The sequence below is a fragment of the Streptomyces sp. R21 genome (assembly GCF_041051975.1).
GTDB lineage: Bacteria > Actinomycetota > Actinomycetes > Streptomycetales > Streptomycetaceae > Streptomyces.
In genome coordinates, this window is sequence record NZ_CP163435.1 from 1703414 (window position 1) to 1726343 (window position 22930).

Sequence of the window (22930 nt, forward strand, 5' to 3'; positions counted from 1 at the left end):
ACGGCGGTGCCCCTGGTCCATCGAGGATTTCTTAAGCGCCGCCGCAGCTTTCCTTCACGCCCCCTGTGCCGCGCGAGCGCACGGCGTCACCGCAAGGCCCGATTCCTCAGATGCCCCCGTGCTCCCGTCGCTCGATCTGCTCGACCAGTTCCGCCGCCAGCGCCTTGATGGTCTCCAGGCCCGACCTGCCCCAGGGGCGCGGCTCCATGTCGACGACGCAGACCGTGCCGAGTGCGATGCCGGTGTGGTCGATCAGCGGGGCGCCCAGGTACGAGCGGACGCCGATCTCGTCGACGAGGGGGTTCCCGGCGAAGCGCGGGTAGTCGCCGACATCCTCCAGGACCAACGCCCTGCGTCGGACGACCACATGGGGGCAGAAACCATATTCGCGGGCCATATGTCGTCCGGCCCCATACGTCGGCCCATACTCCGCGCCGCCCCCGTACTCCGCTCCGTCCGCCGTGGCCGTGACCGGCCTCAGACCCGCACCCGTTCCGTGCGGGGTGTGCAGACCCGCGAAGAACTGCCGTTCCTCGTCGATGAAGTTGACCATCGAGTACGGCACCGCGGCGACCTCCGCGAGCCGGTCCGCGAAGGCGTCGAAGGCCGGTTCCGCCCGCTCCCCCAGCCCCAGTCCGCGCAGCCGCCGCACCCGGGCGGGGGCGTCCTTGTCCTCCGGGGTCAGCAGCAGGCGACCGGCGGGACGCGGCGGGTCGTATCTCATGCGGCGGCTCCATGGCTCGGGGAGTTGGTCATATGTGGGCTCCGTGGGCAGGAGAGTCGGTCAGGTGTGGGCGCCGTGGCTCGGGGCGTGCGTCGGCGCGTGGGCGATCAGATGGCGGACCAGGGTGAGCAGGGTCTGTACGCCCGAGCTGGAGATCCGGGCGTCGCAGCGCACGATCGGGATGCCGGGGTCGAGGTCGATGGCGGCGCGCACCTCCTCGGGGTCGTAGCGGTACGAGCCGTCGAACTCGTTGATCGCCACGATGAATCCGAGGCCGCGCTGCTCGAAGAAGTCGACGGCCGCGAAGCAGTCCTCCAGGCGCCGGGTGTCGGCGAGGATCACCGCGCCGAGCGCCCCTTCGGAGAGTTCGTCCCACATGAACCAGAACCGCTCCTGCCCGGGCGTGCCGAACAGGTAGAGCACATGTTGCGGATCGAGGGTGATGCGGCCGAAGTCCATGGCCACCGTCGTCTCGACCTTGTTCTCGATGCCGTCGAGGCTGTCGGTCGCGGCGCTGACCGTGGTGAGCAGCTCCTCCGTGCTGAGCGGCGCGATCTCGCTCACCGCACCGACGAAGGTCGTCTTGCCGACTCCGAACCCTCCCGCCACCAAGATCTTCAGTGCGGTGGGGAAGGGGTCAGAGCTGTCGTCGTAGTCCATCGAGCACTGCCTCCAGAAGAGACCGGTCAGTGGGGTTGTGATCGAACGTGGGGGGCTTGGTGGTCAGCGCCCCGCAGTCGACGAGGTCGGACAGCAGCACCTTGGTGACCACCGCGGGCAGTTTCAGGTGTGCGGCGATCTCGGCGACCGAGATGGGTGCCCGGCACAGTTCGAGCGCCTGCGCGTGCTCGGGGCCGAGATAGCCGAGAGGGGTCGCCCCGGTGGCCATCACCTGTGACAGGAGGTCGAGCGCGGTCGTCGGCCGGGTCCGGCCATTGCTGACCGTGTAGGGGCGCACCAGGCGCCCCGCCGCATCGTCGAGCCAGGGCCCGTCGCCGGCCGCGGCCACGCTCAAGGCCTCATCGCCGAGGGTTCGACGGCGTGCTGCCGGGGCGCGGTCATCAGATACGGCCGGACGCTCTTGACCAGCATCGCCATCTCGTAGCCGAGCACCGCGGCGTCCGCCTCGCGGCCCGCGAGCACGGCGAGGCAGGTGCCGGAGCCCGCCGTGGAGACGAACAGCAGCATCGAGTCGAGTTCGACGACGACCTGGCGGACGTCGCCGCCGTCCCCGAAGCGGACGCCCGCGCTGCGGCCGAGGGAGTAGAGGCCGGAGGCCAGCGCCGCCATGTGGTCGGCGCTGTCCGTGTCGAGGCCGTGGACCGACTTCACGAGTCCGTCGCAGGAGAGGAGCACCGCGCTCGTGGTGTGCGGTACACGCTGGACGAGGCCGCTCATCAGCCAGTCGAGATCGGATACATGGCCCGTCGGCACATCGCTCGCCATGGTGGATCGACTCCTTGGGGTACGAAGGTCTGCGGCAGCGGAAGAGGTGGGGGTCCGCGTGGGGTGGGGAATGGTCATCCGGCCGGTGTGCTCCCGTCGTGCCGGGCAGTGAGGTCGTGTCCGGGCGCGGGGGTCGATTCGCGTCGCCCCAGCGCTTCATGCGGGGCGGACGCGTGCGCCGTGTGTACGTCGCCGATGTGCGCCGCGCCCATGGGTGATCCCTCCACGGGCGACCCCGGCGCGGGCGATCCGTCCGTGGGTGGGCCGTCCATGTGCGACGCATCCATGTGCAGCCCGTCCATGTGCGAGCCGTCCATATGCGCCCGCCCCATGTGGGCTCCGCCCATGGGCGCTGGCTCCATGGGTGCCGCATCCATGAGCGTGCTCTCCGCACGGAGGGATTCCAGGTGCTGTGCCTCGGCGAGTCCGATGCCCCGCTGGAAAGCCGCCATCAGGCCCGGGTCGTGGCCGACGACTTCCTCCGAGTCCAGCCGGGGAACGGGTCCTTCGCGCAGTTGGGGTGCGATGTGCTCCTGGGCGCGCCGCCGGGGCAGTTGGGGCTTGCCCATGGTGCCGCGGACCGCTCCGTTGCGCGGCGTGGGCGGCACCGCCGCGTTGTCCGCCACGGCAGGCCGGTCGCCGGGCCGGATGCCGGGCACGGCCTCCGCCGGGTTGGGCCGCTCCAGATGGGCTCCGCGCATGGGGAGCGGCGCCGGGGCGCCACCGCTCCCGGCGCCGCTCCCGCTTGGTGCGGCGGACGGCGCCTGGTCACGCGGCACGTGAGCGTGCGGTGCCTGCCGCGGTACGGCTCGCCCGGCGCCGCGCCCCGACGCCGCGCCGGGCGCGGGCTGGGGACCGGTCCCGGGCGCGGGCGCCCCCGGGGTCACCTGCTCTCTCGCCTCCGGACGCCGGGTGCCACCGGCTTCGAGCGGTGGTGGCGACGGTACGGAGCCCAGCGCACCGGGCGCCCCCGGCTCCGTGCCCAACAGGCCCTGCGGTACGACGAGTACGGCCTGGATGCCGCCGTAGATATTGGTCTGGAGGCGGACGTGGATGCCGTGCCGCCGGGCGAGCTGGGAGACCACGAACAGGCCGATGCGGCCGTCCTGCAACAGGCTGGCGACGTTGACCTGGTCGGGGTCGGTCAGCAGCGCGTTCATCTTGCTCTGCTCGCCGACGGGCATGCCCAGGCCCCGGTCCTCGACCTCGATGGCGAGCCCGGAGGTGACGAGGTTGGCGCGCAGCAGCACCTGGGTGTGCGGGGCGGAGAACACCGTGGCGTTCTCGACGAGTTCGGCCAGCAGGTGGATGACGTCGGCGACGGCGTGGCCGCGCAGGGTGCCGTCGATCGGGGGCACCAGTTTGACCCGCGAGTACTGCTCGACCTCGGCGATCGCGGACCGCAGGACCTCGGTCATGGAGACCGGGTTGCTCCACTGGCGGCGCGAGACCGCGCCGCCGAGGACGGCGAGGTTCTCGGCGTGCCTGCGGATGCGGGTGGCGAGGTGGTCGACATGGAAGAGGCCCTTGAGCAGGTCCGGGTCCTCGATCTCGTTCTCCAGCTCGTCGAGAATCGAGATCTCGCGGTGCACGAGGGACTGGAGGCGCCGGGCGAGATTGACGAAAACCTCGACCTTCTGCTCGCTGCCCGCGTAGCTGGAGAGCTGCGCGGCCTGGACGACCGCGGTGACGGCACCGTCGTGAGCGTGCGCCATGTCGGCGGCGAGCAGTTCGAAGTCGTCGGCGTCGGTGGGGGGTTGGCGGCGCGCCTTGCGGGAGGGCGGGCTCTCGCCCCGGCGCAGTGCCTCGACGAGGGCGCGCAGGTCGGCCTCACTGCGGGCGCTGCCGCGGCGAAGGGCACCTACGCGCTCCCGTACGGACTTGGCGGCGCGGTCGGCGGCCACGGCTGCGATCAGGATGCCGGCCAGCGCCACCCCCAGGGCTCCGGCGAGCACGGCCCACAGGGTGAGGCTGGGCGGTGCGCCGGTGGAGCGGACGGTGAAGAGCACGGCCGCGCACGCGCTGAGGGCCACCGCGGTGGGTGGCATGATCGCGAGCCGTAGCAGTTGGGGGCGTATGTGGGTCTCGGGCAGCGAGGGAACAGCGCGGGCGACCGGTCGTCCGTGCCGTCCGCCCTCACGGCGGTCTGCGCGTGCGGCCGGTGCGCGAAGGTGAGACATCGTCGTCCTCGTACTGGTGCGTCGGGGGCATGGGGGCTCCCGCGGGTCTGCGCGACTCGGGCATGCGCCATCGCGGTGCCGGTCGAGAGAGCCGAAAAAATCGGCCCTGCGTCGCCCGACGGCAACTGACAGTAGTCGGCAACGCATCATGTGCGGTGGGCAGTTGACAAACTCCTACGAACAGCGTCCCGCTCTGGTATGAGCCCTCGCACGACAGACCGATAACCGGATCGGACAGACGTTCCCCTGGGGCAATGAACTGATCACAGCTGGTCAGAAGCGGTCATGAACAGACGGCGAGGGCCGAGGGGTCCTTCGCCCCTCGGCCCTCGCCGTCCACAGGTTCTGCCTCCGCACTCACCCGGCAGGAACGGCCTCCGGCTCGCCGGTGCCCTCCGCGACCTCGGCCCGGACATCACCCCGCGTGTCGGTCGCCACCGCGTCGAGGGCGGGCCAACCGCCCTTCGGGACGAGCGACACACCGCGCCACCAGGGCTCGGCCGGAACACTCTCGGCCGTGGGCTCGAAGGGCTCACCGGGTCGGGGCAGCGCGATCCGTGCCCCGGCCGCGCGCGCGGCCGCGATCGTGCCCTCGCCGGGTTCGGCCCACGGGTGCGGGGCCAGGTTGAAGGTCGCCCAGTGGATCGGCAGCATCACACCGGTGGGCTGCCCGCCCTGGAGGTCCAGGTGGGCGCGCATGCCCTCCTCGGGCGTCATGTGGATGTCGGGCCAGTACTCGCTGTACGCGCCGATCTGGATCATCGTGGCGTCGAACGGGCCGTGCTCCGCGCCGATGTCCTTGAAGCCCTCGAAGTAGCCGGTGTCGCCGCTGTGGTAGATCCGGTGCTCGTCGCCCTCGACCACCCAGGAGGCCCACAGCGTGTGCTGGGTGTTGCGCAGGCCCCGGCCGCAGAAGTGACGGGCGGGCGTCGCGGTCAGGGAGAGCCCCCCGACCTTGGTCGTCTCGTTCCAGTCCAGCTCGCGCAGGCGGTCCGCCGATACTCCCCAGTGCTCCAGGTGGGCGCCGACGCCGAGCGGCACCGCGAACACCGTGTCGGTGTCGGCCAGGGCCTTGATGCTGGGCAGGTCGAGGTGGTCGTAGTGGTCGTGCGAGATCACGACGACGTCGACCGGGCCGAGCGCGGCCAGCGGCAGCGGCACCGGGTGCAGCCGCTTGGGACCGGCGAAGTCGAACGGAGAACAGCGCTCTCCCCAGACCGGGTCGAAGAGCACACGGTGCCCGTCGATCTCGGCGAGCACGCTGGAATGCCCCATCCAGGTGAGCCGCAGCCCGCTCGGCGCGGGCTTCGCGAGGTCCGCGAGCGTCGTCGGATGCACCGGCACCGTGCCCGACGGCGTGCGGTGGACGCGCTCCTCCTTACGGAAGAAGACCTTGGCGAATTCGAGCATGGAACCGTCGGGCCGAATCCGGGCACCCTCCGGATTGACGAAGACACCGTCCGCGAAGTTCGGCGATCTGCGGATGCGCTCCAGGCGCGCACCGCTCGGATCCGCGCCGAAGGCGGCGGGCTGCAGCGCGCGGAGCCCGGAGCTCAACGTACGGAAACCGGTCACGGCACCTCCTGGTGGAGTCGGTCTGACACATGTACGGGTCGGACACATTTCATTATGGTCGCCCCCTCTGACAGCGCCGGGTCGAACGCGTCACAGGGGGATGTCCCCGGGAACGGGGGCACGGCCCATGGTCCAGGAGCGACACATCGCAGGCGGCCATGGCCCGTACCTCCCTAACCCCGCGGCGCACGGACTTCTTCCACATCGCGGATCGGTATGCGAAACGGCGCGTGCTCCCCCGCACCCCTACTGATGAGTGATTCAGTGCGTTGACAGCGCTCCGCCCACTTCCGATACTGACTGGCTATTCAGTAAAAGCGTGCCGGACCTGCCCCGTCGATCCGTCCTCACCTGGAGGCACCGTGTCCGACCTCCCCACCGAGCTGGTCCCGATCGGCGCGGAGCAGCGCGACATCGTGGAGCTGACGCGCACCTTCGCGCGGGAGGAGATCCGGCCCCGGGCGCGCAGCGTCGACGAGGCTGACATCGAGACGATGACGGCCCTGGCGACCACCGAGCCCGGCGGGGGTTCCGACGCCGCCTCCATCGTCGCCACCGCGCACCGCACCGGTGACGGCTACCGTCTCAACGGACAGAAGGCGTGGATCTCGAACGCGGGCGAGGCCGAGCAGTACGTCGTGGTCGCCAAGACCGACCCGACCCGCCGGTCCCGCGGCGTCTCCGCGTTCCTGCTGCGCAAGGACACCGAAGGTGTCTCCTTCGGTGAGCCGATGCGCAAGACGGGACAGCGAGCGATCGTCTGCAGGGAGTCTTTCTCCAGGACGCCCACGTCCCCGAGGGACAGAGGCTGGGAGCGGAAGGCGAGGGTTTCCACGGGCTGATGCGGACCTTCGACATCTCGCGCACGGTGCTGGGCGCGGCCGCGACCGGGGTGGCCCGTGCCGCCTACGAGTACGCGCGCGACCACGCCCGCGAGCGGCAGCAGTTCGGCAAGCCGGTCATCGAGCACCAGGCGGTGGCGTTCCGTCTCGCCGACATGCGCACGCGCGTGGAGCAGGCCCGGCTGATGACCTGGCGCGCCGCGAAACGCCTCGACGCCGGTCTCGACGCGACCGCCGAGGCGGCGATGGCCAAGCTGACGGCCTCGGAGACGGCCGCGCACTGCACCTGGGCGGCCGTCCAGACGCTCGGCGGCTCGGGATACTCCCGGGAGTTCCCCGTCGAGCAGTGGATGCGCGACGCGAAGCTGGAGGAGCCCGAGGAAGGCACCTCGGACATCATGCGGCTCCTGATCGCGCGGAGCATGTGATGGCCGACGCGGTGCTCACGGGCGGCGAGGCGCTCGTCCGGGCCCTCGCCGCACACGAGGTGACACGGACCTTCGGCATCCCCCAGCCCCACCCTGATCGTCGTACTCGAGGAGAGTCCATGACCGCCCCCCTGATGTCTCTCACGTGGACCGACCACGTCACCGGCCGCGAGGGGTTCCTGGTCGTCGACCGGCTCGTCCGGGGTGTGTCCAGCGGCGGGCTGCGGATGCGGGACGGCTGCAGGCTGGAGGAGGTCACGGGCCTGGCCCGCGGCATGACGATGAAGGAGGCCCTGCACTACAACCCCGAGGGCCGCTACATCCCGCTGGGCGGCGCCAAGGGCGGCATCGACTGCGACCCCCAGGACCCCGGGGCGTACGGCCTGCTGGTGCGCTATCTGCGCGCCATGCGCCCGTACATCGAGAACTTCTGGACCACCGGCGAGGACCTCGGCCTCACCCAGGACCTGGTCGACCGCGCCGCCGAGGAGGCGGGCCTCGTCTCGTCGATCCAGGCGGTGTACCCGCTGCTCGACGACGAGACGGCGGCCCGGCAGCGACTGGCGGACGCGTTCGCTCTCGACGTGGACGGGATCGGGCTCGACGAGCTGGTCGGCGGCTGCGGTGTCGCCGAGTCGGTGCTCGCGGCCCTGGACCGGGCCGGGGTGCCGTACGCCGGGACGCGGGTCGCCGTGCAGGGTCTGGGCACCATGGGCGGGGCGACGGCACGTTTCCTCGCGCAGGCCGGGCTGGCGGTGGTGGCCGTCGCCGACATCAAGGGCACGATCGCCAATCCCGAGGGGCTCGACGTCGAGGCGCTGCTGGCCGCGCGGGACGCGTACGGGACGGTCGACCGCTCGGCGCTGCGCCCGGCCGACCGCGAACTGCCCGGCGACGCCTGGCTGTCCGCCGCCGACGCCGAGGTGCTGGTGCCCGCCGCCGTCTCGTACGCGATCGACACCGTGAACCAGCGGGAGATCACGGCCCGTTGGATCGTCGAGGCGGCCAACATGCCGGTTCTGCCGGAGGCGGAGCAGCTGCTGGCCGCGCGCGGAGTCATCGTCCTGCCGGACGTCGTGGTCAACTCCGGGACGAACGCCTGGTGGTGGTGGACGCTGTTCGGCGACATCGGTGCGGACGCGGACGAGGCGTTCGCGTACACCCGCCGCTCGATGCGCGCCCTGATCGACCAGATGCTGGCCCGCGCCGAAGCCGAGGGGATGACGCCGAGGGCGGCCGCGCACGCCATCGTCGCCGACCGGCTGCCCGTGATCGCGGAGCGGTTCGGCTGGTACAGCTGACGGAGTCGGACGTCGCTCTCCATGACCCGCTGAGCACCGTGATCACCTCGGGCAGCGGTACCGCGGACGAAGTCGCCCTCGACGAACACGGGGTCCTCACGGAACCGTAGGGCGCCATTCCCTTCGGGGAATTGAGGCGCGGGCCGGACGGAAGCAGAGTTGGCGGTGCGCACACAGCGCAGCCCACACAGCGATGGGCAGCGCACGGAGCACCGAGCACCGTGCGTGCACCACCACGACACCCGGCCGACCCCACCCTCACGAGGAGCCTCATGCCCGCCGTCGACGCACAGGACCTGATCGAGCGCTACATCGGTGTCTGGAACGAACCCGACCCGGAGATCCGCCGCAAGACCGTCCACGAACTCTGGGCGGAGGACGGCCTGCACGCCCTACGGCCTCCCCAGGAGATGCACGACACGGCGGTGGGCCTCGGCTTCACCTCCGCCGTGCTGGAGGCCCGGGGCCACGAAGAGCTGCACGCGCGCGTGACGCGTGCCTACGACGAGTTCATCGCCCCGGGGACGTATGTCTTCAGGATTCAGGAGCCCGCCCAGCGGCTGCGTGATGTGGTCACGTTCCGCTGGGAGGCCTTCCACAACGAGGAGGGGCAAGCCACCGGCGGCGGCCGCGAGTTCCTCGTCCTCGACGAGGACGGCCGCATCACGGCCGACTACCAGTTCGTCGACTGACGCACGAGCCACCGCTTCATGGTGCTCGGGTCACGGGCGGACTCCTACGGCGACCGCTGTGTAGGGTTGCCGCGTGGCGAGAGTGCGGTTGAGCGTGGCGGAGCGGCGCGAGGAGTTGCTGCGGGCCGCCATCGAGCAGATCGAGGTGCGGGGCGTGGCGGCGGTGCGGATCGCCGACGTGGCCTCGGCTCTGGGGGTCAGCAACGCGCTGGTGCTGTACCACTTCTCGACCAAGGAGAAACTGGTCGCCGCCGCGTTCACGTACGCCGCCGAGGACGACCTCGCCCATCTGCGCAAGCTGCTCGGCCGCCGTACGTCGGCGCTGCGGCGGCTGCGGGCGGCCGTGCGCTGGTACGCGCCGACCGGGCAGGCCAAGGGCTGGCGCCTGTGGATCGAGGGCTGGGCGGCGGCGCTGCGCGAGCCCGTGCTGCGCGAGGTCACCCGCGATCTCGACAGGCAGTGGAAGGCCGCGATCGCGGAGGTGATCGCGGAAGGGGTCGCCGCCGGTGAGTTCCCGTGCCCGGATCCCGCCGTGGCGGCACTGCGGCTCACGGCGCTGCTGGACGGACTGGCCGTACAGATGACGGCGTACCCGGGCGCGGTGTCGCGGGCGCGGACCCAGGAGTGGGTCGACGAGGCGCTCGCGCGCGAACTGGGAGTCACTCGCGAGGTGTTGACGGCGACGGCGGCTACGGCGGCGACCACCACGACGCGCTGAGGTGCCGCCGTACGCCCCTGGCCTCGCGGCCCCCGCATCACGCACCGCCGGGACCACCGCAGCCGCCTCAGCGACCCGGTGGTCCCGGGGTTCAGGCGGTCCCGGCGGTCCCGAAGCCTCAGGCCACCGCCTCGATGCGCATCTTGATGTCGTCCGGCGACAAGGTGCCCTTCGCCGCGACGTGGTCCCCGGAGGACTCGCCGCGCAACCGCCGCCCGATCCACGGGACGAGGTACTCGCGCGCCCAGTGGATGTCGTCGCGCCGGACCTCCAACGTGCCGCGCGGCGGCAGCGGGGGCCAGGGCTGGTCCGGGTCGGCGGGTACTTCGAGGCCGAGGACCTGGCCGGCGCGGAGCGCGACCCGGGTGTGGCCCTCGGGCGACAGGTGCAGGCGGTCGCCGTCCCAGGCGCGCCGGTCCTGAACCGTCTTCAGCGACCACAGGTCGAGGACCGGGCAGCCGTACCGGTCGGCGATGGCGCGCACATGCCCGTTGTACGTGGCGATCTTGCCGCGCAGATGCTTCAGCACCGGGACGGTACGCGTGTCGAAGCCGGTGGTCACCAGGACGGTGCCGACGGCGGAGGTGAGGTCGGCGACCGCGCGCTCGAAGCGCTCCGCGACCTCGTCGGGGTCGGTGCCGGGACGGATGATGTCGTTGCCGCCCGCGCAGAAGGAGACCAGGTCCGGGGCGAGTTCCTTGGCCCGCCCCAGTTGGTCCTCGACGATCTGGTCGAGGAGCTTTCCGCGTACGGCAAGGTTGGTGTAGTTGAAGTCGCCTTCGGGCCGCCGGTCCGCGAGAAGCACCGCGAACCGGTCGGCCCACCCGACGAAGGCCCCGTCGGGGCCGGGATCGCCGACGCCTTCGGTGAAGCTGTCCCCCACCGCCACGTACGACCCGATCACTGATCTGTTGTCATTCTTCGAATCGTCTGCCACATCGGCCCATGATTCACCTTGGGATGTGAGCTACGCGACCGTAGGAAGGGGTTGACGTGCGGTGAGATAGGCCACTCGTCAAGTATTGGTCAACTTTGGAATAAGGGTCTGATCAAGGGCGTTGAGGCAGCCGCCACACCCGGAAGTCCCTGATCCGGAAGTGGCTCCATGTGGTCCGGAACCCGAAGTGCCCGCTCGTGTACGGCTCCGGGTCGGTGTAGTCGAACACGAGCCGCCCGTTGTCCCACCACTGGACGGCCGAGCCGTCGGAGACGATCCGGACGCGGTTCGGCTCGCCCGCGGTCAGCAGCGGCTGCGTGTAGTCGTAGATCAGCGGGCGGACACCCGCCTCACCCACGTACCGGCGCAGTCGGGTCGTGGTGTTGGTGTTGGCGCCGTAGCCGACGTAGTACGTCTTGAGGTAGTCGTACTCCGCGAGTGCGCCGCCGCGCGCGGTGGCGAAGAGGTCGTCCGGGGAGCGGACGTCGACGGCGTTCCAGAAGCTGTTGAGGTCGGAGACCCGGTCGTTCACGCCGCCCGCGGAGACCGGCGTGGCGGTGTACTCGATGACGTACGGGCCTTCCAGCCGCTGCTTGAACCAGACCGTCGCGCCGGCGGGCACGTCGACCTCGAGGGTTCCCCGTGCGGCGGCGACCGTGCCGCCCTTCTCCAGCTCCACGGCCCACTGACCGAGCCCGTGGCGGAAGTCGTCATGAGCGATCAGCCGTCCCCTGCGTTGCAGGGGTGCGGCGGTGGCCGTCACCGGGGCGAGCGCGGCCAGGGCCGCCCCGGCGGCCAGTGCTCCGAAGGCTCTACGCGTGGTCGTCATGGGAAGCGGCTCCTTCAGCAGGGATACGGGGTGTGGTGATCGCCGGCTTCGGCACGCGCCGGGTCTCGGTGCCGAGGTAGAAGTCCGTGTACGTCGACTGGAGATAGCCGCGCACGGTCCAGCCGAGCCGGTACTCGGGGTTCTGGGCGAGCGTGTAGATCCGCGTCGGCGTCGGCTCGGTGCTGGTGTAGAGGCGCAGCGCGCTGTGGTCGTCGGTCTCGGCGAGGATCTCCTCGCGCCAGTCGCCGACGATGTCGCCGTAGAAGGGGGTGGCGTTGCGGGCGCCGGAGACGACACCGGACGGGTCGAAGACCCTCGTGCTCGTCTCGGTCGCCGGGTCCCATTTCTCGACGTGGGTGTAGTCGAGGAGTTCGGAACCCTTGTCGCCGTCCCACCAGATGCGGAAGTTGACGCTGGGCGTGGTCGTGGAGACCTTGCCGTCCTGGACGTTGCGGACGCCCGCGCCGGGAGCGGTGACGTCGGCGGTGGAGGTCCAGTACTCGTAGCCCGGGTGGGCCGGGTCGATGTCGGCGGCGGTGCCCCGGCCGACGTCGAGGGCCTCGTCGCTCTCCGGGTTCGCCGGGTGCACCCCGGTCGTCAGGCGCTCGCCGGTGTCGGCGTCGTAGTAGTACCAGGGGAAGTCGGACACGATGCCCAGCTCGGACTGCTGGATCGCGAAGCCTTCCAGGCCGGGCCGGTCGGGGTCGAGGTCGGCGATGTCGAAGCGGTCGCCGTGGATGGCGCCGTCGACGACATAGCGCAGGGTGCCGTCACTGTTCACGACGTAGTTGCCGTCGGCGATCTCGTCCTTGCCGTCCTGGTCGACGTCGACGGTGCGGATCTGGTGGAAGCTCGTGGCGGGACTGCCGTCGGGCACCACGTACTTCCAACGCGGCTTGAGATCCGTGCCGTTGAAGTCCCAGGTCTGGAAGAGCTTGCGGAAGGCGCCGCGCTTGGCGCCTACCCGGGTGACCAGCTTCGTGACGAGGCTGGGGTGTACGCCGTCGAGGTAGGCGATCCCGAAGTGCCCGCCCGAGGGGCCGTCGGCGACGAAGTCGTCGGGGACGGGCTGTCGGGTGCGCTCGACGCCCGTCGCGCCGTCGATCACCGAAATGAACTGGTTCGCGGGCGAGTTGGCGGCGACCTGCGCACCGTCCGCGAAGGTGGTCCCGTTCGCCGTGTGCACCAGCACCTCGGACCTGCCGTCTCCGTCGAGGTCGTACACGGTGACGTTGTCGTCGTTGCGGTAGCCGCCGATCGCGGTCGACCCGCTGATCGCGGCGGGCGCCGGGTCGTTGGCACCGTTCCCGGGGACCTGGGTGTACGAGCCGGGGCCGAGGTCGACGCGCCACAGACGCTCTCCGGTGAGGGTGTAAGCCTCCAGGAGGTCGGGCTTGTCCCGGGTCCGGGAGAGGCGGCTGACGACGAGTTCGTAGCGGCCGTCACCGTCGAGGTCACCCGGCCAGGCGTGCTGCACGGTGTAGCCGTCGGCGGCTGCGAGCGGGATCTCCGCGTAGCCCGTGGCGAAGTTGAGCGCGGCGCCGTGCGTAGCCGAACTCGGCTTCTGCTCATGGCCGTTGACGACAGCCCGCACGGTGTAGGTGCCCGTGCCGGAGCTGTTGTCCTGGTAGGTGGTCGACTTGATGACCGGCGTACGGTTCAACCGGCGCCCGTCCTTGTAGACGTTGAAGGCGATGGCGTTGCCGTAGGTGGCGTACTCCGTGCCGAGCAGGCGCCAGCTGAGGAAGGTGCCGTCCCCCGAGGGGACGGCGACCAGTCCGCGGTCGAGGTTCTCCACGACGCGCCGCGCCTGCGGTGCGTCGGCCTCGGACGGCGCGGCGAGCAGCCCGGCCAGCAGGACCGCGGCGGTCACGGCGCCGAGTCTTCGGGGTCTCACGGTTCAGTGCTCCTTGTCGAGGATGAGGGCGGCGAGGCGGTCGGCCACCTTGCGATGGCCCTGTGTGTTCGGGTGGACGGTGCCGTTGAAGTCGCCGTCCTCCAGGGACAGCCATCCGGTGGTGTCGACGAACTCCACGGCGGAGTCGGCGAGTTGGTCCACGACGGCCGCGATGTCGTCGGCGTGGGTGCCGTTGAAGGGGCGCAGGGCGAGGATGCGGGCGTGCGGGGCGGCGGATCTCAGCTCTTCGAGGTAGGAGCGGTAGGCCGACCGGAAGTCGTCGGCCGCGGACGCCGCGTCGTTCGTGCCCTGGTTGACCACGATCACATCGGCGCGGCGGTCCGAATCCGCCCTGGAATCGGCGTAGTTCCAGCCGTAGGCGTCCTTGGCAGCCGGCACTCCCCCGTTTCCGGTCTGGACCACACCCTGCCTGCCGAAACCGACCTGGGTGAGGGAGGCGCCCAGCCGGTCCGCGACCAGGGTCGGGTAGGCGGCCGTACCGTCGGCGCAGTCGGAGGTGTTGACCTCGCACAAGGCCATGACTCCCTGGGTGATGGAGTCGCCGTAGAACGCCAACCGCCGTGTGGGCGACCGGTGTTCGGGGAGCAGGCGGCCACCCTGGTCGAGCCGCAGCCCGGTGAACACGACTCCCGTCTCCAGGGGAGGAGTCCAGCGGTTGGCCCGCGAGAAGACGTCCTTCACGGAGATCTCGACGGTGTGCGGCCCCCGTCCCGGCGCGCCGATGCCGATGTTGCCCCGGTCGACGGCGTACAGCTGCCTCGGTCCGCCGTCGACCGACACGTAGATCTGCGCGGGCACGGTGATCGACGCGACGTCGAAGAGGGCGTGCACGCCCCCGCCGGTGAAGCGGAAGCGCAGCCGGGAGCCGGAGTTGACTGTGGTCGCGGCCTCGGGCGTACGCCCCCAGTGCCCCTCGTAGGCGAGGCGTCTGTCGTCGGGGCGTACGACGTTCGGGCGGCCGGACGCGAAAACGGGCGGCGCACCGGGCAGGACCAGGGCGGCGGCTGTGGCGGTGACCAGCAGACGTCTCATGACGGGATCCGGTCTCCGATCAGCGCCAGGTTCTGGATCGCCGCGAGTGCCCACTGCGCCGAGGAGTTGGTGGAGATCCAGGGAATCTCCTCCGTGGTGCGCAGCACGGCCGGGGTCTTGATGGTGACCCGCGACCAGTCGTTGGACGGGAAATAGGTGTCGCTGCCGGTGTAGAACTCGTTCCAGGCGCGCTTGGCGAGCGTCGGGTCGTCCTTGCGCTGGGCTGCGTAGGCGGTGATCCGGGAGTGTGCGGCGGGCAGCGCGGACTTCCAGGTCGAGCCCGTCAGCGCCGTCTTCTCGGCGTTCGTGCCGTTGTAGTACTGGGCGTACTTCAGCCAGGCGTCGGCGAATTGGGGTTCGTCGTCGCCGAGCAGCGAGACGATCTCGCTGTTGGTCTCGACGAGACCGAAGACGGCGGACAGGTGGGAGACGCTGACACTCCTGTCCGTGGTGACCGTGAACTTGCCGGTGTCGGCGTCGAGAAGGCCCGTCCCGGTGAAGAAGCCGTTCGGCTGCGCGGCGATGGTCCGTAGTGAATTGACCAGCTTGGTCCTGGCCTTCTCCCAGTGCGGGCCGCGGCGCTCCCACTCCGTGAGCCAGGCCGCCGACAACCCGCCCCAGTCGGTGCCGAATCCGACGGACAGCGCGTGCCGGTCGCCGGGGGTGTAGCCGTCCGTGCGGACCTTGCGCTGCGGGTCGACCTCCAGGAACGTCAGCTCCACGTCGACGAGTTCACTCAACAGGTCGCCGGTGCGCTCGTCGCCGGTGAGGAAGTAGTAGAAGCGGCGGTTGGCGGCCGTAGAGATGCGGACCTGCTTGGCGCTGTCCGCGTAGTGCTGCACGCCGTGCCGGGTGCCGAGACCGGCCCACTTGCCGAGGTGGTAGACGTCGACCTCGCCGGTGTGCCGGGTCATCGCCTCCGCGAACCGGAAGACTTCCGCCGATCCGGTGCGCAGGAAGTGGTACCAGAGCCAGAGGTCGGTGCCCAGTTCGGAGTTGTCCCAGGCGAAGCCGCCGACGTCGTAGCGCCAGACGTGCCGGTCGTTGTCGTAGGTGTGCTGCACGTCGCCGTAGTCGAGGAAGCCGTACCAGCGGCGGTCCTCGCGCTGGTCACGGTAGTAGGCGAACAGGTCGTCGAGGTGGTCCTCGATGACCTTGCGGGGCGCGTTCGAGCGGTCGACCGGCGCCCAGTCGCCGAAGATCCCTGCGGAGTGCAGGCGTTCGGGGCTCGCGGTCAGCAGCGGCGGGGTCGCGACGGCCGCTGCCTGCGCGGCCAGGTCGGCGGCGCTCGGGGTCTTCTGAAGGGCCCAGAACGTCAACTCGCTGGTACGGGCGATCCCGTAGGGCGTGCCGAAGCCCGGCTCGTAGTCCTCGTAGGTGATCTCCAGGCCCTCGGACTGCTTCGCGTACGTGTCCTGGCCCAGGCCATCGTGGTAGAAGCGCAGGTCGAGCGGCGGCGCCTCGGGCGAGTAGAGCCAGAGAGTGACCTCGGCGGCCTCGGAAGCCGCGCCGCGGATGTCGAGCTGCGTGGGGTGACGCTGCCAGAAGTCCCGCAGGCCGAAGGAGAGTCCGCCGCTCGCGCCGCCGACGTAGCCGAAGCCACCGGCCCGTCGTCCGGCGGCGGCCTGGATCCAGCCGTGCCCGGCCTTGGTGCGCTTGCGGATCGCGTAGCCGTCCGCCGTGGGCTGGGTGAGCGTGAAGTCGCCCCACTGCGGGATGTAGGCGAGGCGACTGGACACGCGGGTGTCCCAGGTCGCGGTGTCGGGCAGCCTCTCGCCCGCGATCTGCGCGCTGCGCACCGCCTCGCCGGGGTCGCGGCGCAGCCCGGTGATGCCCTGGACGGCCTCGCTGAAGAGGCCACCCGCCGCGTCGGCGAGGCGTACATGCCGGTCGTACGCCGCGTCGCTCAGCGGCACGGTGAAGCGGACGCCGAGCCCGCGCAGGAAGTCCCCGTCGTCCTTGCCGGGCTCCTGCTTGCCGTCCCAGACGAAGGTGTGCACGAGCCGGAAGGACTCGGCCCCGGCGTGGAAGGAGAAGCGCAGCACGAAGGGCAGCCAGCCGCGGCTGGCGCGCCGGTGGCGGCCCTCGACGCGTACGACGGCGCGCACCGGCCCGTCCTGTTCGACCTCGGTCCTCTCGATCCGCCCGGTGAAGTCCTCGGCCGCGACGCCGTCACGGAGCGAGCCCTGCCGTAGGGCGACCAGCCGTCCGCCACGGGCGATCTCGGCCGAGCCGCGCCGGACGCTGCGCACCACGGTGTCGGAGCCCTTCGTGCCGAACACCGCCGTGATGACACCGGTCGACACCTCGATACGACCGCCGGTCCGCGTGACGGTGACCTTCTGGGCGGGGGCGGCGGGGGTGCCCGCGGCCAGCCGGTACGTCTCCGAGGTGGGCGCGCCTGGTGCGATGGCGTGGGCGGTCCACTTCACCGAGCCGTCGGGCCAGTGGCCGGTGACCCAGCTCTGCAGGGGGACGTCGTCGCCGGAGGAGGTGGTCAGCCGGAACGCCTGGTCGGGCCGGTAGGTGCCGCGGGCCCAGGGCACGCCCCAGGTGGTCCCGGCGTGGGCGGCGGGCGCGGAGCCTTCCAGCCAGTGCAGCTCAGTGTCACCCCCGGCGTCCGTGGCGGCGGAGGCGCTTCGGGACAGGGCCCAGGAGAAGGGGGTGGCGGCGGCCGCGGCTGCGGCGCCCTTGATGACAGCGCGTCGTCGGACGCCGGGCACGGGGACCTCCATAAGCATAGAAAGCGCTTGCGGAGATCACTGTGGCCTCACTGTCGCACGGCTGTCGATACATCGGACGCCCATGCCACAAGACCGCAATGTGCCGATCATGAACGGCACAGGAAAGGCCCATCAAGAACCGCGCGGGCAAGGCCGGTTACGAACCGAACGGGGGAACACCGAAGGCCGGGCCCCGGGGATCGTGGGGTCCGGCCTTCGGAGGCGAGGAGCAGGCGGGCGTCAGCCGACGGCCACGCCATGCGAGCGGAGGTACGCCACGGGGTCCACGTCCGAGCCGTAGTTCGGCGTGGTGCGGATCTCGAAGTGCAGGTGCGGGCCGGTGACGTTGCCGGTCGCGCCCGAGAGGCCGAGCTGCTGGCCCTCGGTCACGGTCTGGCCCGCCGAGACGGAGAGCTGCGACATGTGGGCGTACTGGCTGTACTGGCCGTCGGCGTGCTGGATGACGACCTCGTTGCCGTAGGCGCCGTCGTAGGCGGCCGAGACGACGGTGCCCGCGGCGATGGCCTTGATGGTGGTGCCGGTCGGCACCACGAAGTCCACGCCGGTGTGGTAGCCGCTGGACCACATGCTGCCGGCGACCTTGTAGCCGGTGCCGACGGTGGCACCGGAGACGGGCAGGCCGTAGCCGGAGCTGCTGGCCGTGTCGGCGGACTGAGTGGTCTTGGAACCGGTCGTCTGCGCGGCCGTCGACTTGGTCGTCTGCGTGCGCTTGCCGGACGACTGGGTGGCGGCGGTCGCGGCCTTCTTGCCGATCGTCAGCTTCAGGCCCGGGTGGATCAGCGAGGGGTCGCTGCCGACGGCCGTGCGGTTGTCGGAGTAGAGCTTCTTCCAGCCCCCGGTGACGTTCTGCTCGTCGGCGATCTTCGAGAGGTAGTCACCGGCCCGCACCGAGTAGGTCTTCGTGCCGGCCTTCTGGACGGCGGTCGGAGCGGCGGTGGAGGCCTTTTCCGAGACGTTCTGCGCGACGTTCTCGGCGGTCTTCTCGGGAACCGTCGAAACGGCGGCCGCGGGGGTGGCGGCGTGGGCACCCGTGGCCCCCATCAGAGGCAGCGCCAGCGCGGCGCCACCGGTTCCGGCGACGGCGATCGAGCGAGTGAAACGCTGGGACTTGGGACGGCGGTGCTTACCCTTCGCGGGCATGGCGTTTTCCTCTCCGGCGCCTGCGAGGTGAGCTGTCGGGTGCGGACTGGAGATGCCCGGCCACGCTCTCGCGCGGCTTTACCCCTAGCCGTTCCGGAGACCGGAACAGGCGTTCTACCTGTGGGTCCCCCGCTCCTGCCGTGTACGGGTGAGTGTGCGGATTCCGGGCGGCGGCAGGATTGGGCGTCCGTCCGGATTGGTGGCGAACGTAAGCGAAATGAGCGCAGTGGGACAAGCATTGAGTTTGCTGTGAACCACGCTTTCTTGATCCTTGTGGACAAACCCGGTGACGCTGCGTGGACTAAAGATCTCCGCAATTCTTTAAATCCCCTGAAAACAAAGGAGAATTACGTGAACATGACCACGACCCACTGTTACGACTATGACGCTGCTCACGCACCATGAGCCCAGGTAGCCCTATTCCAGGGCCAGTTGTAATGAAGGCTCTAATTCGGACAGAACAGTCACATGCGACGCAGTCGGATAACCGTCGCATCGAGGTCACCACGCAGCCCCGTCCGCAACCCGTGGTGCAGCAGCACCGCACCTCGGTGCACTTCGCCTGATTCGCGGCACTCGTACGCATCTGTCGGGTCGAGTCCGCGCAGCCGCAGCGGGGCAACGGGCTCGCCGTGGCGCTGCGCCTGGAGCCAGGCGAGGACCACGACCTCGTCACCGTGGACGTACTGCACCGCACTGAGCCCGCCCTCCGGCGGCCGCAGCCGGTAGAGGTCCCCGCGCTGCACGACGGGCCGGATCTCCTTGTAGAGCTCCACCCACTCCCGCGCCTCGTCGAGCTCCTCCTCGGTCCACTCGGTCAGGTCGCCGCCGACGCCGAGCACCCCGGCCATGGCGCTCACGAACCGGAAGCGCAGCGTGCTGACCCTGCCGTTGAGCTGCGTGTTCGGGCTGTCCGTGACCCAGGCGGCCATGACCCGGGCGGGATGGATCTGGCTGAAGCCGTGCTGGATGGCGAGCCGGTCGAGGGGGTCGGTGTTGTCCGAGGTCCACACCTGGTCGGTACGGGCCATGATGCCGAGGTCGATCCGGCCGCCACCGCCCGAGCAGGACTCGAAGGCGACTCCCGGGTGGGCGGCCCGCAGCCGGTCGAGCAGGGCGTACAGCGCGTGCACATGGTCGGTCCAGAGGCGCTGCGGGTAGGGCTCGCCGGGCCAGCCGGCGTCCGTGAAGCAACGGTTGAAGTCCCACTTCACGTAGTCGATCGGGGCACTGGAGAGCAGGCCGTCGAGCTGCTCCCACAGGTACTCCTGGACGTCCGGGCGCGCGAGGTTCAGTACGAGCTGATTGCGGTATTCGGTCCTGTTTCGGCCTGGCTGGAACTGCACCCAGTCGGGGTGTGCGCGGTACAGCTCGCTGTCCGGGTTGACCATCTCCGGCTCCACCCAGATCCCGAACCGCATGCCGAGCGCGTGCACATAGTCGCCGAGGGGCTTGAGGCCGCCGGGGAAGCGGTCCGGGTTGGGCGTCCAGTCGCCGAGTCCGGCCCGGTCGCTGGTGCGTGCCCCGAACCAGCCGTCGTCGACCACGAACAGCTCGACGCCGATCGCCGCGGCCCGGCGCGCGAGTGCCCCCTGCTGCTCCTCGGAGATGTCGAACTCCGTGGCCTCCCAGGAGTTGAAGAGCACCGGCCGGTCCCGGTCCGCATCCGGGATGACGTACGCGCGCTGGTACGCGTGCCAGGCCCGGCTGGCCCCACCGAAGCCGCCGTCGCTCCACAGCCCCGCGAAGACCGGCGTGGTGAAGGACTCCCCCGTCGCCAGGCGCAGCAGTCCCGAGTCGTCGTATCCGGCGCCGCCGGTGATCTGCACGCGCGCGTCCGGGAGTTGGGCGACCGAGATCCGCCACGAGCCGGACCAGCCGAGCGCGCACCCGTACACCTCGCCGCGTTCCTCGTTCGCGTCCTCGTCGAGCGCGACCCATGGCAGGTGCTGATGCCCGGTGTGCCCGCGGCGGCTGCCGATGACCTTCTCACCGTAGGTGAGGGGCGAGCGCACGAGCCGGGACTCGGCCGCCCACCGCCCGTGCAGCTGGGACAGCCGCCAGCCCTCGCGCTCGGGCAGCGTCCAGGTCGCGGAGTCGGCGCGCAGCAGTTCCACGGCCGGCCCCTCGTTGGCGAGGGTCACCCAGCGCTCCACGACGTCGCCGCGGGTGCGGTAGTGCAGCGTGATGCCGAGGCCGGCGTCGCTGAAGCGCAGCCGCAGTTCGTCGCCGTCGGCCGCGTCGGTTTCGTGGGCCTCGTCACTTTCGCAGGCCTCTTCGGTTTCGTAGGCCTCGAACCGCCACTCGGTGCCGCGCCGCTCGTCCGTGCGCACGGACAGCGCGGGGCGTACGAAGCGGGGGCCGCCCTCGACGGGATACTCCTCGTGGCCGTCGAGCGGGGACTCGAAGGGCCAGTACCGCGGCGCGGGCCGGGCGGCGAGCGCCTCGACGTCGGCGAGCGTGATCCGCGGACCCCAGTGCAGGTGCAGCAGCTCGTCGTGCTCGGTGAGCCGCAGTGCGTAACTGCTGGTCGGCCCGGAAAGCAGCCAGCTGCGGCCGTCGCCGCCGATCTCCAACATCAGGCCCCCACAGATCCGAACAGGTGCACTCAAGCACCAACATCATCGGCGCATAGTGCCCGGTGGGCAACGCCCTGTGGACAACTCATTGCCCCAGGAACCCATGTCGTATCGTCGAGAGCGCATCCGTCGGCCATCACCGGAGCCGCGTCGGCGGGGCGCAGTGGGAGGAGCCCCCGTGACGCAGCAGGTCCCGTCGACCGAGCCCGAACTGGCCGGAGTGCGCAACTTCCGGGACGTGGGCGGCCTGCCTACGGTGGACGGCCGGCGGGTGCGGCTGGGGGTGCTGTTCCGCAGCGGCCACCTCGCGCACGCGACCGAGGACGACGCCGCGTTCCTCACCTCCCTGGGACTGCACACGATCTTCGACTTCCGCAACGCGGCGGACCAGAAGCTGGAGGGTCCCGACGTCGAGCTGCCGGGCGTGCGCAATGTGAATCTGCCGCTGTCGGACCCTGCGGACGGCTCCGGGTTCTGGAAGATGGTCCGGGACGGCGAGATCGACCAGCTACGCGAGATCCTCGGCGACGGCAAGGCGGCGAACCGCATGATCGTCTCCTACCGCACGATCATCAAGGAGCGCACCGCCGAGCACTCCCAGGTGCTGCGCGCGCTGGCCGACGACAGCGCGCCCGCCCTGATGCACTGCGCGGCGGGCAAGGACCGCGCGGGCCTGTCGATAGCCGTGACGCTCCTCGCCCTGGGCGTCGAGCGCGAGGCGATCGTGGCGGACTACCTGGAGTCGAACGCGACCCACCGTCGCTACAAGGTGCACCGCAGCAGCACCTCCGCCGCCGCGTACTCCCCCGAGGTCATGGAGCTGCTCAGCCCGCTGTTCGACGCGCGCGCCGAGTACCTCACCGCCGCCTTCGAGACCATCGACCAGACCTGGGGCGACGTCGACACCTACCTGGAGACGGGGCTGGGTCTTACGCCGGAGCTGCGCGAGCGACTGCGCGAGCGCCTGCTCGACTGACGGCCGCCGAAGCCCACAGCCGTCGAAGCGGCCGCTACTGGTTGTGCGCGCCCAGCGTGAACAGCAGATAGACGAAGGCCGCGAAGATGTGGCCGACGGCGACGTAGATGATGAGCCGCACCCACAGGGCGCGCGGGAACTTCTCTTCCATGTCTCTCATGGCGTCTCTCCCGTCAGGGGACCGAGGCACAGCGCTGCGCTGGGACTCTGCAAAAGGGTGTGTACGAAGAGGAGCTCGGCCCCGTCACGGCCGTCGGCGGCGAGGCGGTGCGGGGTGAGCGAGTCGAAGTGCGCGCTGTCGCCCGGCGCGAGCACGTGCGCGGTGTCGCCGAGACGCAGCCGCAGCCGCCCCTTGAGGACGTACAGCCACTCCTCGCCGGGGTGCACACGCACGATGTCGCCCTGCGCCCCGTAGGGGACGTGCACGCGCAGGGCTTGCATCCCGCGTCCGGCGGCGCCGGCCGGCCAGTACGTCCAGCCGCCGGCCCGGGTCGGCTCCATGTCGGCGGCGCGCACCACGGCGTTCCGGTCGGCGACCGTCTCGCCGAGCAGCTCCGAGACGGTCGTACCGTAGATACGGGCGAGGGCAAGCAGCATCGGCAGCGAGGGCTGGCGCTGCCCGGTCTCCAGGCGCGAGAGGTGGGCGGGCGAGAGTCCGGCGGTGCGGGCCGCGGCCTCCAGGGTCAGCGAGGCGCGCCGGCGCAGCTCACGCAGCTGCGGTGCGACGGCGGGCAGCGCGGCGGACAGCTCGTCCTCGGCCGCCCTCGGATCGACAGGGGTCGTACCCTCGACAGAGGGCCTTCCCTCGGTGGGGCTCATACCGTCGATTCAGCCAGAGGCTTGCCTCCGCGGCAAATTTCTTGCCTCTG

General features: G+C 70.7%; 21 protein-coding genes and 1 riboswitch. Of the genes, 6 read left to right on the forward strand and 15 right to left on the reverse strand.

Annotated elements, in window-relative coordinates; translation table 11 throughout:
• Positions 1-106: 106 nt before the first annotated feature.
• From AB5J56_RS07910 to AB5J56_RS07935, 6 genes are all read right to left on the reverse strand, one after another.
• Positions 107-724 carry a GAF domain-containing protein gene (locus AB5J56_RS07910; RefSeq protein ID WP_369231400.1) on the reverse strand — a complete coding sequence of 206 codons (618 nt, stop codon included), beginning with the start codon at positions 722-724 and terminating at the stop codon, positions 107-109.
• 60 nt (positions 725-784) lie between these two features.
• Positions 785-1384, reverse strand: a complete 600-nt coding sequence (locus tag AB5J56_RS07915; RefSeq protein WP_369231402.1) for an ATP/GTP-binding protein — start codon at positions 1382-1384, stop codon at positions 785-787.
• Positions 1362-1733 (reverse strand): DUF742 domain-containing protein, encoded by a 372-nt coding sequence (locus AB5J56_RS07920; protein ID WP_369231404.1) that lies wholly within the window; start codon positions 1731-1733, stop codon positions 1362-1364. The genes AB5J56_RS07915 and AB5J56_RS07920 overlap by 23 nt, the downstream gene beginning before the upstream one ends.
• 2 nt (positions 1734-1735) lie before the next feature.
• Entirely contained in the window at positions 1736-2170 is a 435-nt protein-coding gene (locus AB5J56_RS07925) for a roadblock/LC7 domain-containing protein (RefSeq protein ID WP_369231406.1), read from the reverse strand.
• 74 nt (positions 2171-2244) lie between these two features.
• Positions 2245-4350 carry an ATP-binding protein gene (locus AB5J56_RS07930; protein ID WP_369231408.1) on the reverse strand — a complete coding sequence of 702 codons (2106 nt, stop codon included), beginning with the start codon at positions 4348-4350 and terminating at the stop codon, positions 2245-2247.
• A gap of 357 nt (positions 4351-4707) precedes the next feature.
• Positions 4708-5925: an MBL fold metallo-hydrolase gene (locus AB5J56_RS07935; RefSeq protein WP_369231410.1), complete on the reverse strand. Its 1218-nt coding sequence runs from the start codon at positions 5923-5925 to the stop codon at positions 4708-4710.
• A gap of 362 nt (positions 5926-6287) precedes the next feature.
• On the opposite strand from AB5J56_RS07935, the gene AB5J56_RS07940 reads away from it, so the two are divergent.
• From AB5J56_RS07940 to AB5J56_RS07960, 5 genes are all read left to right on the forward strand, one after another.
• A complete protein-coding gene (locus AB5J56_RS07940; RefSeq protein WP_369231412.1) occupies positions 6288-6767 on the forward strand; it encodes an acyl-CoA dehydrogenase family protein in 480 nt (159 codons plus the stop codon).
• Complete coding sequence (locus AB5J56_RS07945) at positions 6767-7195, forward strand: acyl-CoA dehydrogenase family protein (RefSeq protein WP_369231414.1); 429 nt, start codon at positions 6767-6769, stop codon at positions 7193-7195. Before AB5J56_RS07940 ends, AB5J56_RS07945 begins: the two co-directional genes overlap by 1 nt.
• Positions 7196-7314: 119 nt before the next feature.
• Positions 7315-8496 (forward strand): Glu/Leu/Phe/Val dehydrogenase dimerization domain-containing protein, encoded by a 1182-nt coding sequence (locus AB5J56_RS07950; protein ID WP_369231416.1) that lies wholly within the window; start codon positions 7315-7317, stop codon positions 8494-8496.
• A 272-nt stretch (positions 8497-8768) separates the two neighbouring features.
• Entirely contained in the window at positions 8769-9188 is a 420-nt protein-coding gene (locus AB5J56_RS07955) for a hypothetical protein (RefSeq protein ID WP_369231418.1), read from the forward strand.
• A gap of 73 nt (positions 9189-9261) precedes the next feature.
• Positions 9262-9906 carry a TetR/AcrR family transcriptional regulator gene (locus AB5J56_RS07960; protein WP_369231420.1) on the forward strand — a complete coding sequence of 215 codons (645 nt, stop codon included), beginning with the start codon at positions 9262-9264 and terminating at the stop codon, positions 9904-9906.
• A gap of 118 nt (positions 9907-10024) precedes the next feature.
• Here the strand turns inward: AB5J56_RS07960 and AB5J56_RS07965 are convergent, their stop codons facing one another.
• The 7 genes from AB5J56_RS07965 to AB5J56_RS07995 form a co-directional block, all read right to left on the reverse strand.
• A complete protein-coding gene (locus tag AB5J56_RS07965; protein WP_369231422.1) occupies positions 10025-10810 on the reverse strand; it encodes an SGNH/GDSL hydrolase family protein in 786 nt (261 codons plus the stop codon).
• A 145-nt stretch (positions 10811-10955) separates the two neighbouring features.
• On the reverse strand, positions 10956-11672 hold the full coding sequence (locus AB5J56_RS07970) for a DUF6250 domain-containing protein (RefSeq protein WP_369231424.1): 717 nt from the start codon (positions 11670-11672) through the stop codon (positions 10956-10958).
• Positions 11656-13569 carry a hypothetical protein gene (locus AB5J56_RS07975; protein ID WP_369231425.1) on the reverse strand — a complete coding sequence of 638 codons (1914 nt, stop codon included), beginning with the start codon at positions 13567-13569 and terminating at the stop codon, positions 11656-11658. Before AB5J56_RS07975 ends, AB5J56_RS07970 begins: the two co-directional genes overlap by 17 nt.
• Before the next feature lie 3 nt (positions 13570-13572).
• Complete coding sequence (locus AB5J56_RS07980) at positions 13573-14622, reverse strand: GDSL-type esterase/lipase family protein (protein WP_369231427.1); 1050 nt, start codon at positions 14620-14622, stop codon at positions 13573-13575.
• Positions 14619-17357, reverse strand: a complete 2739-nt coding sequence (locus AB5J56_RS07985) for a Tat pathway signal sequence domain protein (protein ID WP_369231429.1) — start codon at positions 17355-17357, stop codon at positions 14619-14621. The genes AB5J56_RS07980 and AB5J56_RS07985 overlap by 4 nt, the downstream gene beginning before the upstream one ends.
• Positions 17358-17585: 228 nt before the next feature.
• Positions 17586-18506, reverse strand: a complete 921-nt coding sequence (locus tag AB5J56_RS07990; protein ID WP_369231430.1) for a peptidoglycan DD-metalloendopeptidase family protein — start codon at positions 18504-18506, stop codon at positions 17586-17588.
• Between the two features lie 4 nt (positions 18507-18510).
• Positions 18511-18667, reverse strand: a riboswitch (cyclic di-AMP (ydaO/yuaA leader).
• Between the two features lie 303 nt (positions 18668-18970).
• Entirely contained in the window at positions 18971-21085 is a 2115-nt protein-coding gene (locus AB5J56_RS07995; RefSeq protein ID WP_369231432.1) for an alpha-galactosidase, read from the reverse strand.
• Between the two features lie 178 nt (positions 21086-21263).
• Between AB5J56_RS07995 and AB5J56_RS08000 the strand changes: the two genes are divergently transcribed.
• On the forward strand, positions 21264-22061 hold the full coding sequence (locus tag AB5J56_RS08000; protein ID WP_369231433.1) for a tyrosine-protein phosphatase: 798 nt from the start codon (positions 21264-21266) through the stop codon (positions 22059-22061).
• 34 nt (positions 22062-22095) lie between these two features.
• Here the strand turns inward: AB5J56_RS08000 and AB5J56_RS08005 are convergent, their stop codons facing one another.
• Positions 22096-22221 carry a DUF6126 family protein gene (locus tag AB5J56_RS08005; RefSeq protein WP_369231435.1) on the reverse strand — a complete coding sequence of 42 codons (126 nt, stop codon included), beginning with the start codon at positions 22219-22221 and terminating at the stop codon, positions 22096-22098.
• The gene (locus AB5J56_RS08010; protein WP_369231436.1) at positions 22218-22880 is read right to left on the reverse strand and encodes a helix-turn-helix domain-containing protein; all 663 of its coding nucleotides are present in this window, start codon (positions 22878-22880) and stop codon (positions 22218-22220) included. The genes AB5J56_RS08005 and AB5J56_RS08010 overlap by 4 nt, the downstream gene beginning before the upstream one ends.
• Positions 22881-22930 lie beyond the last annotated feature (50 nt).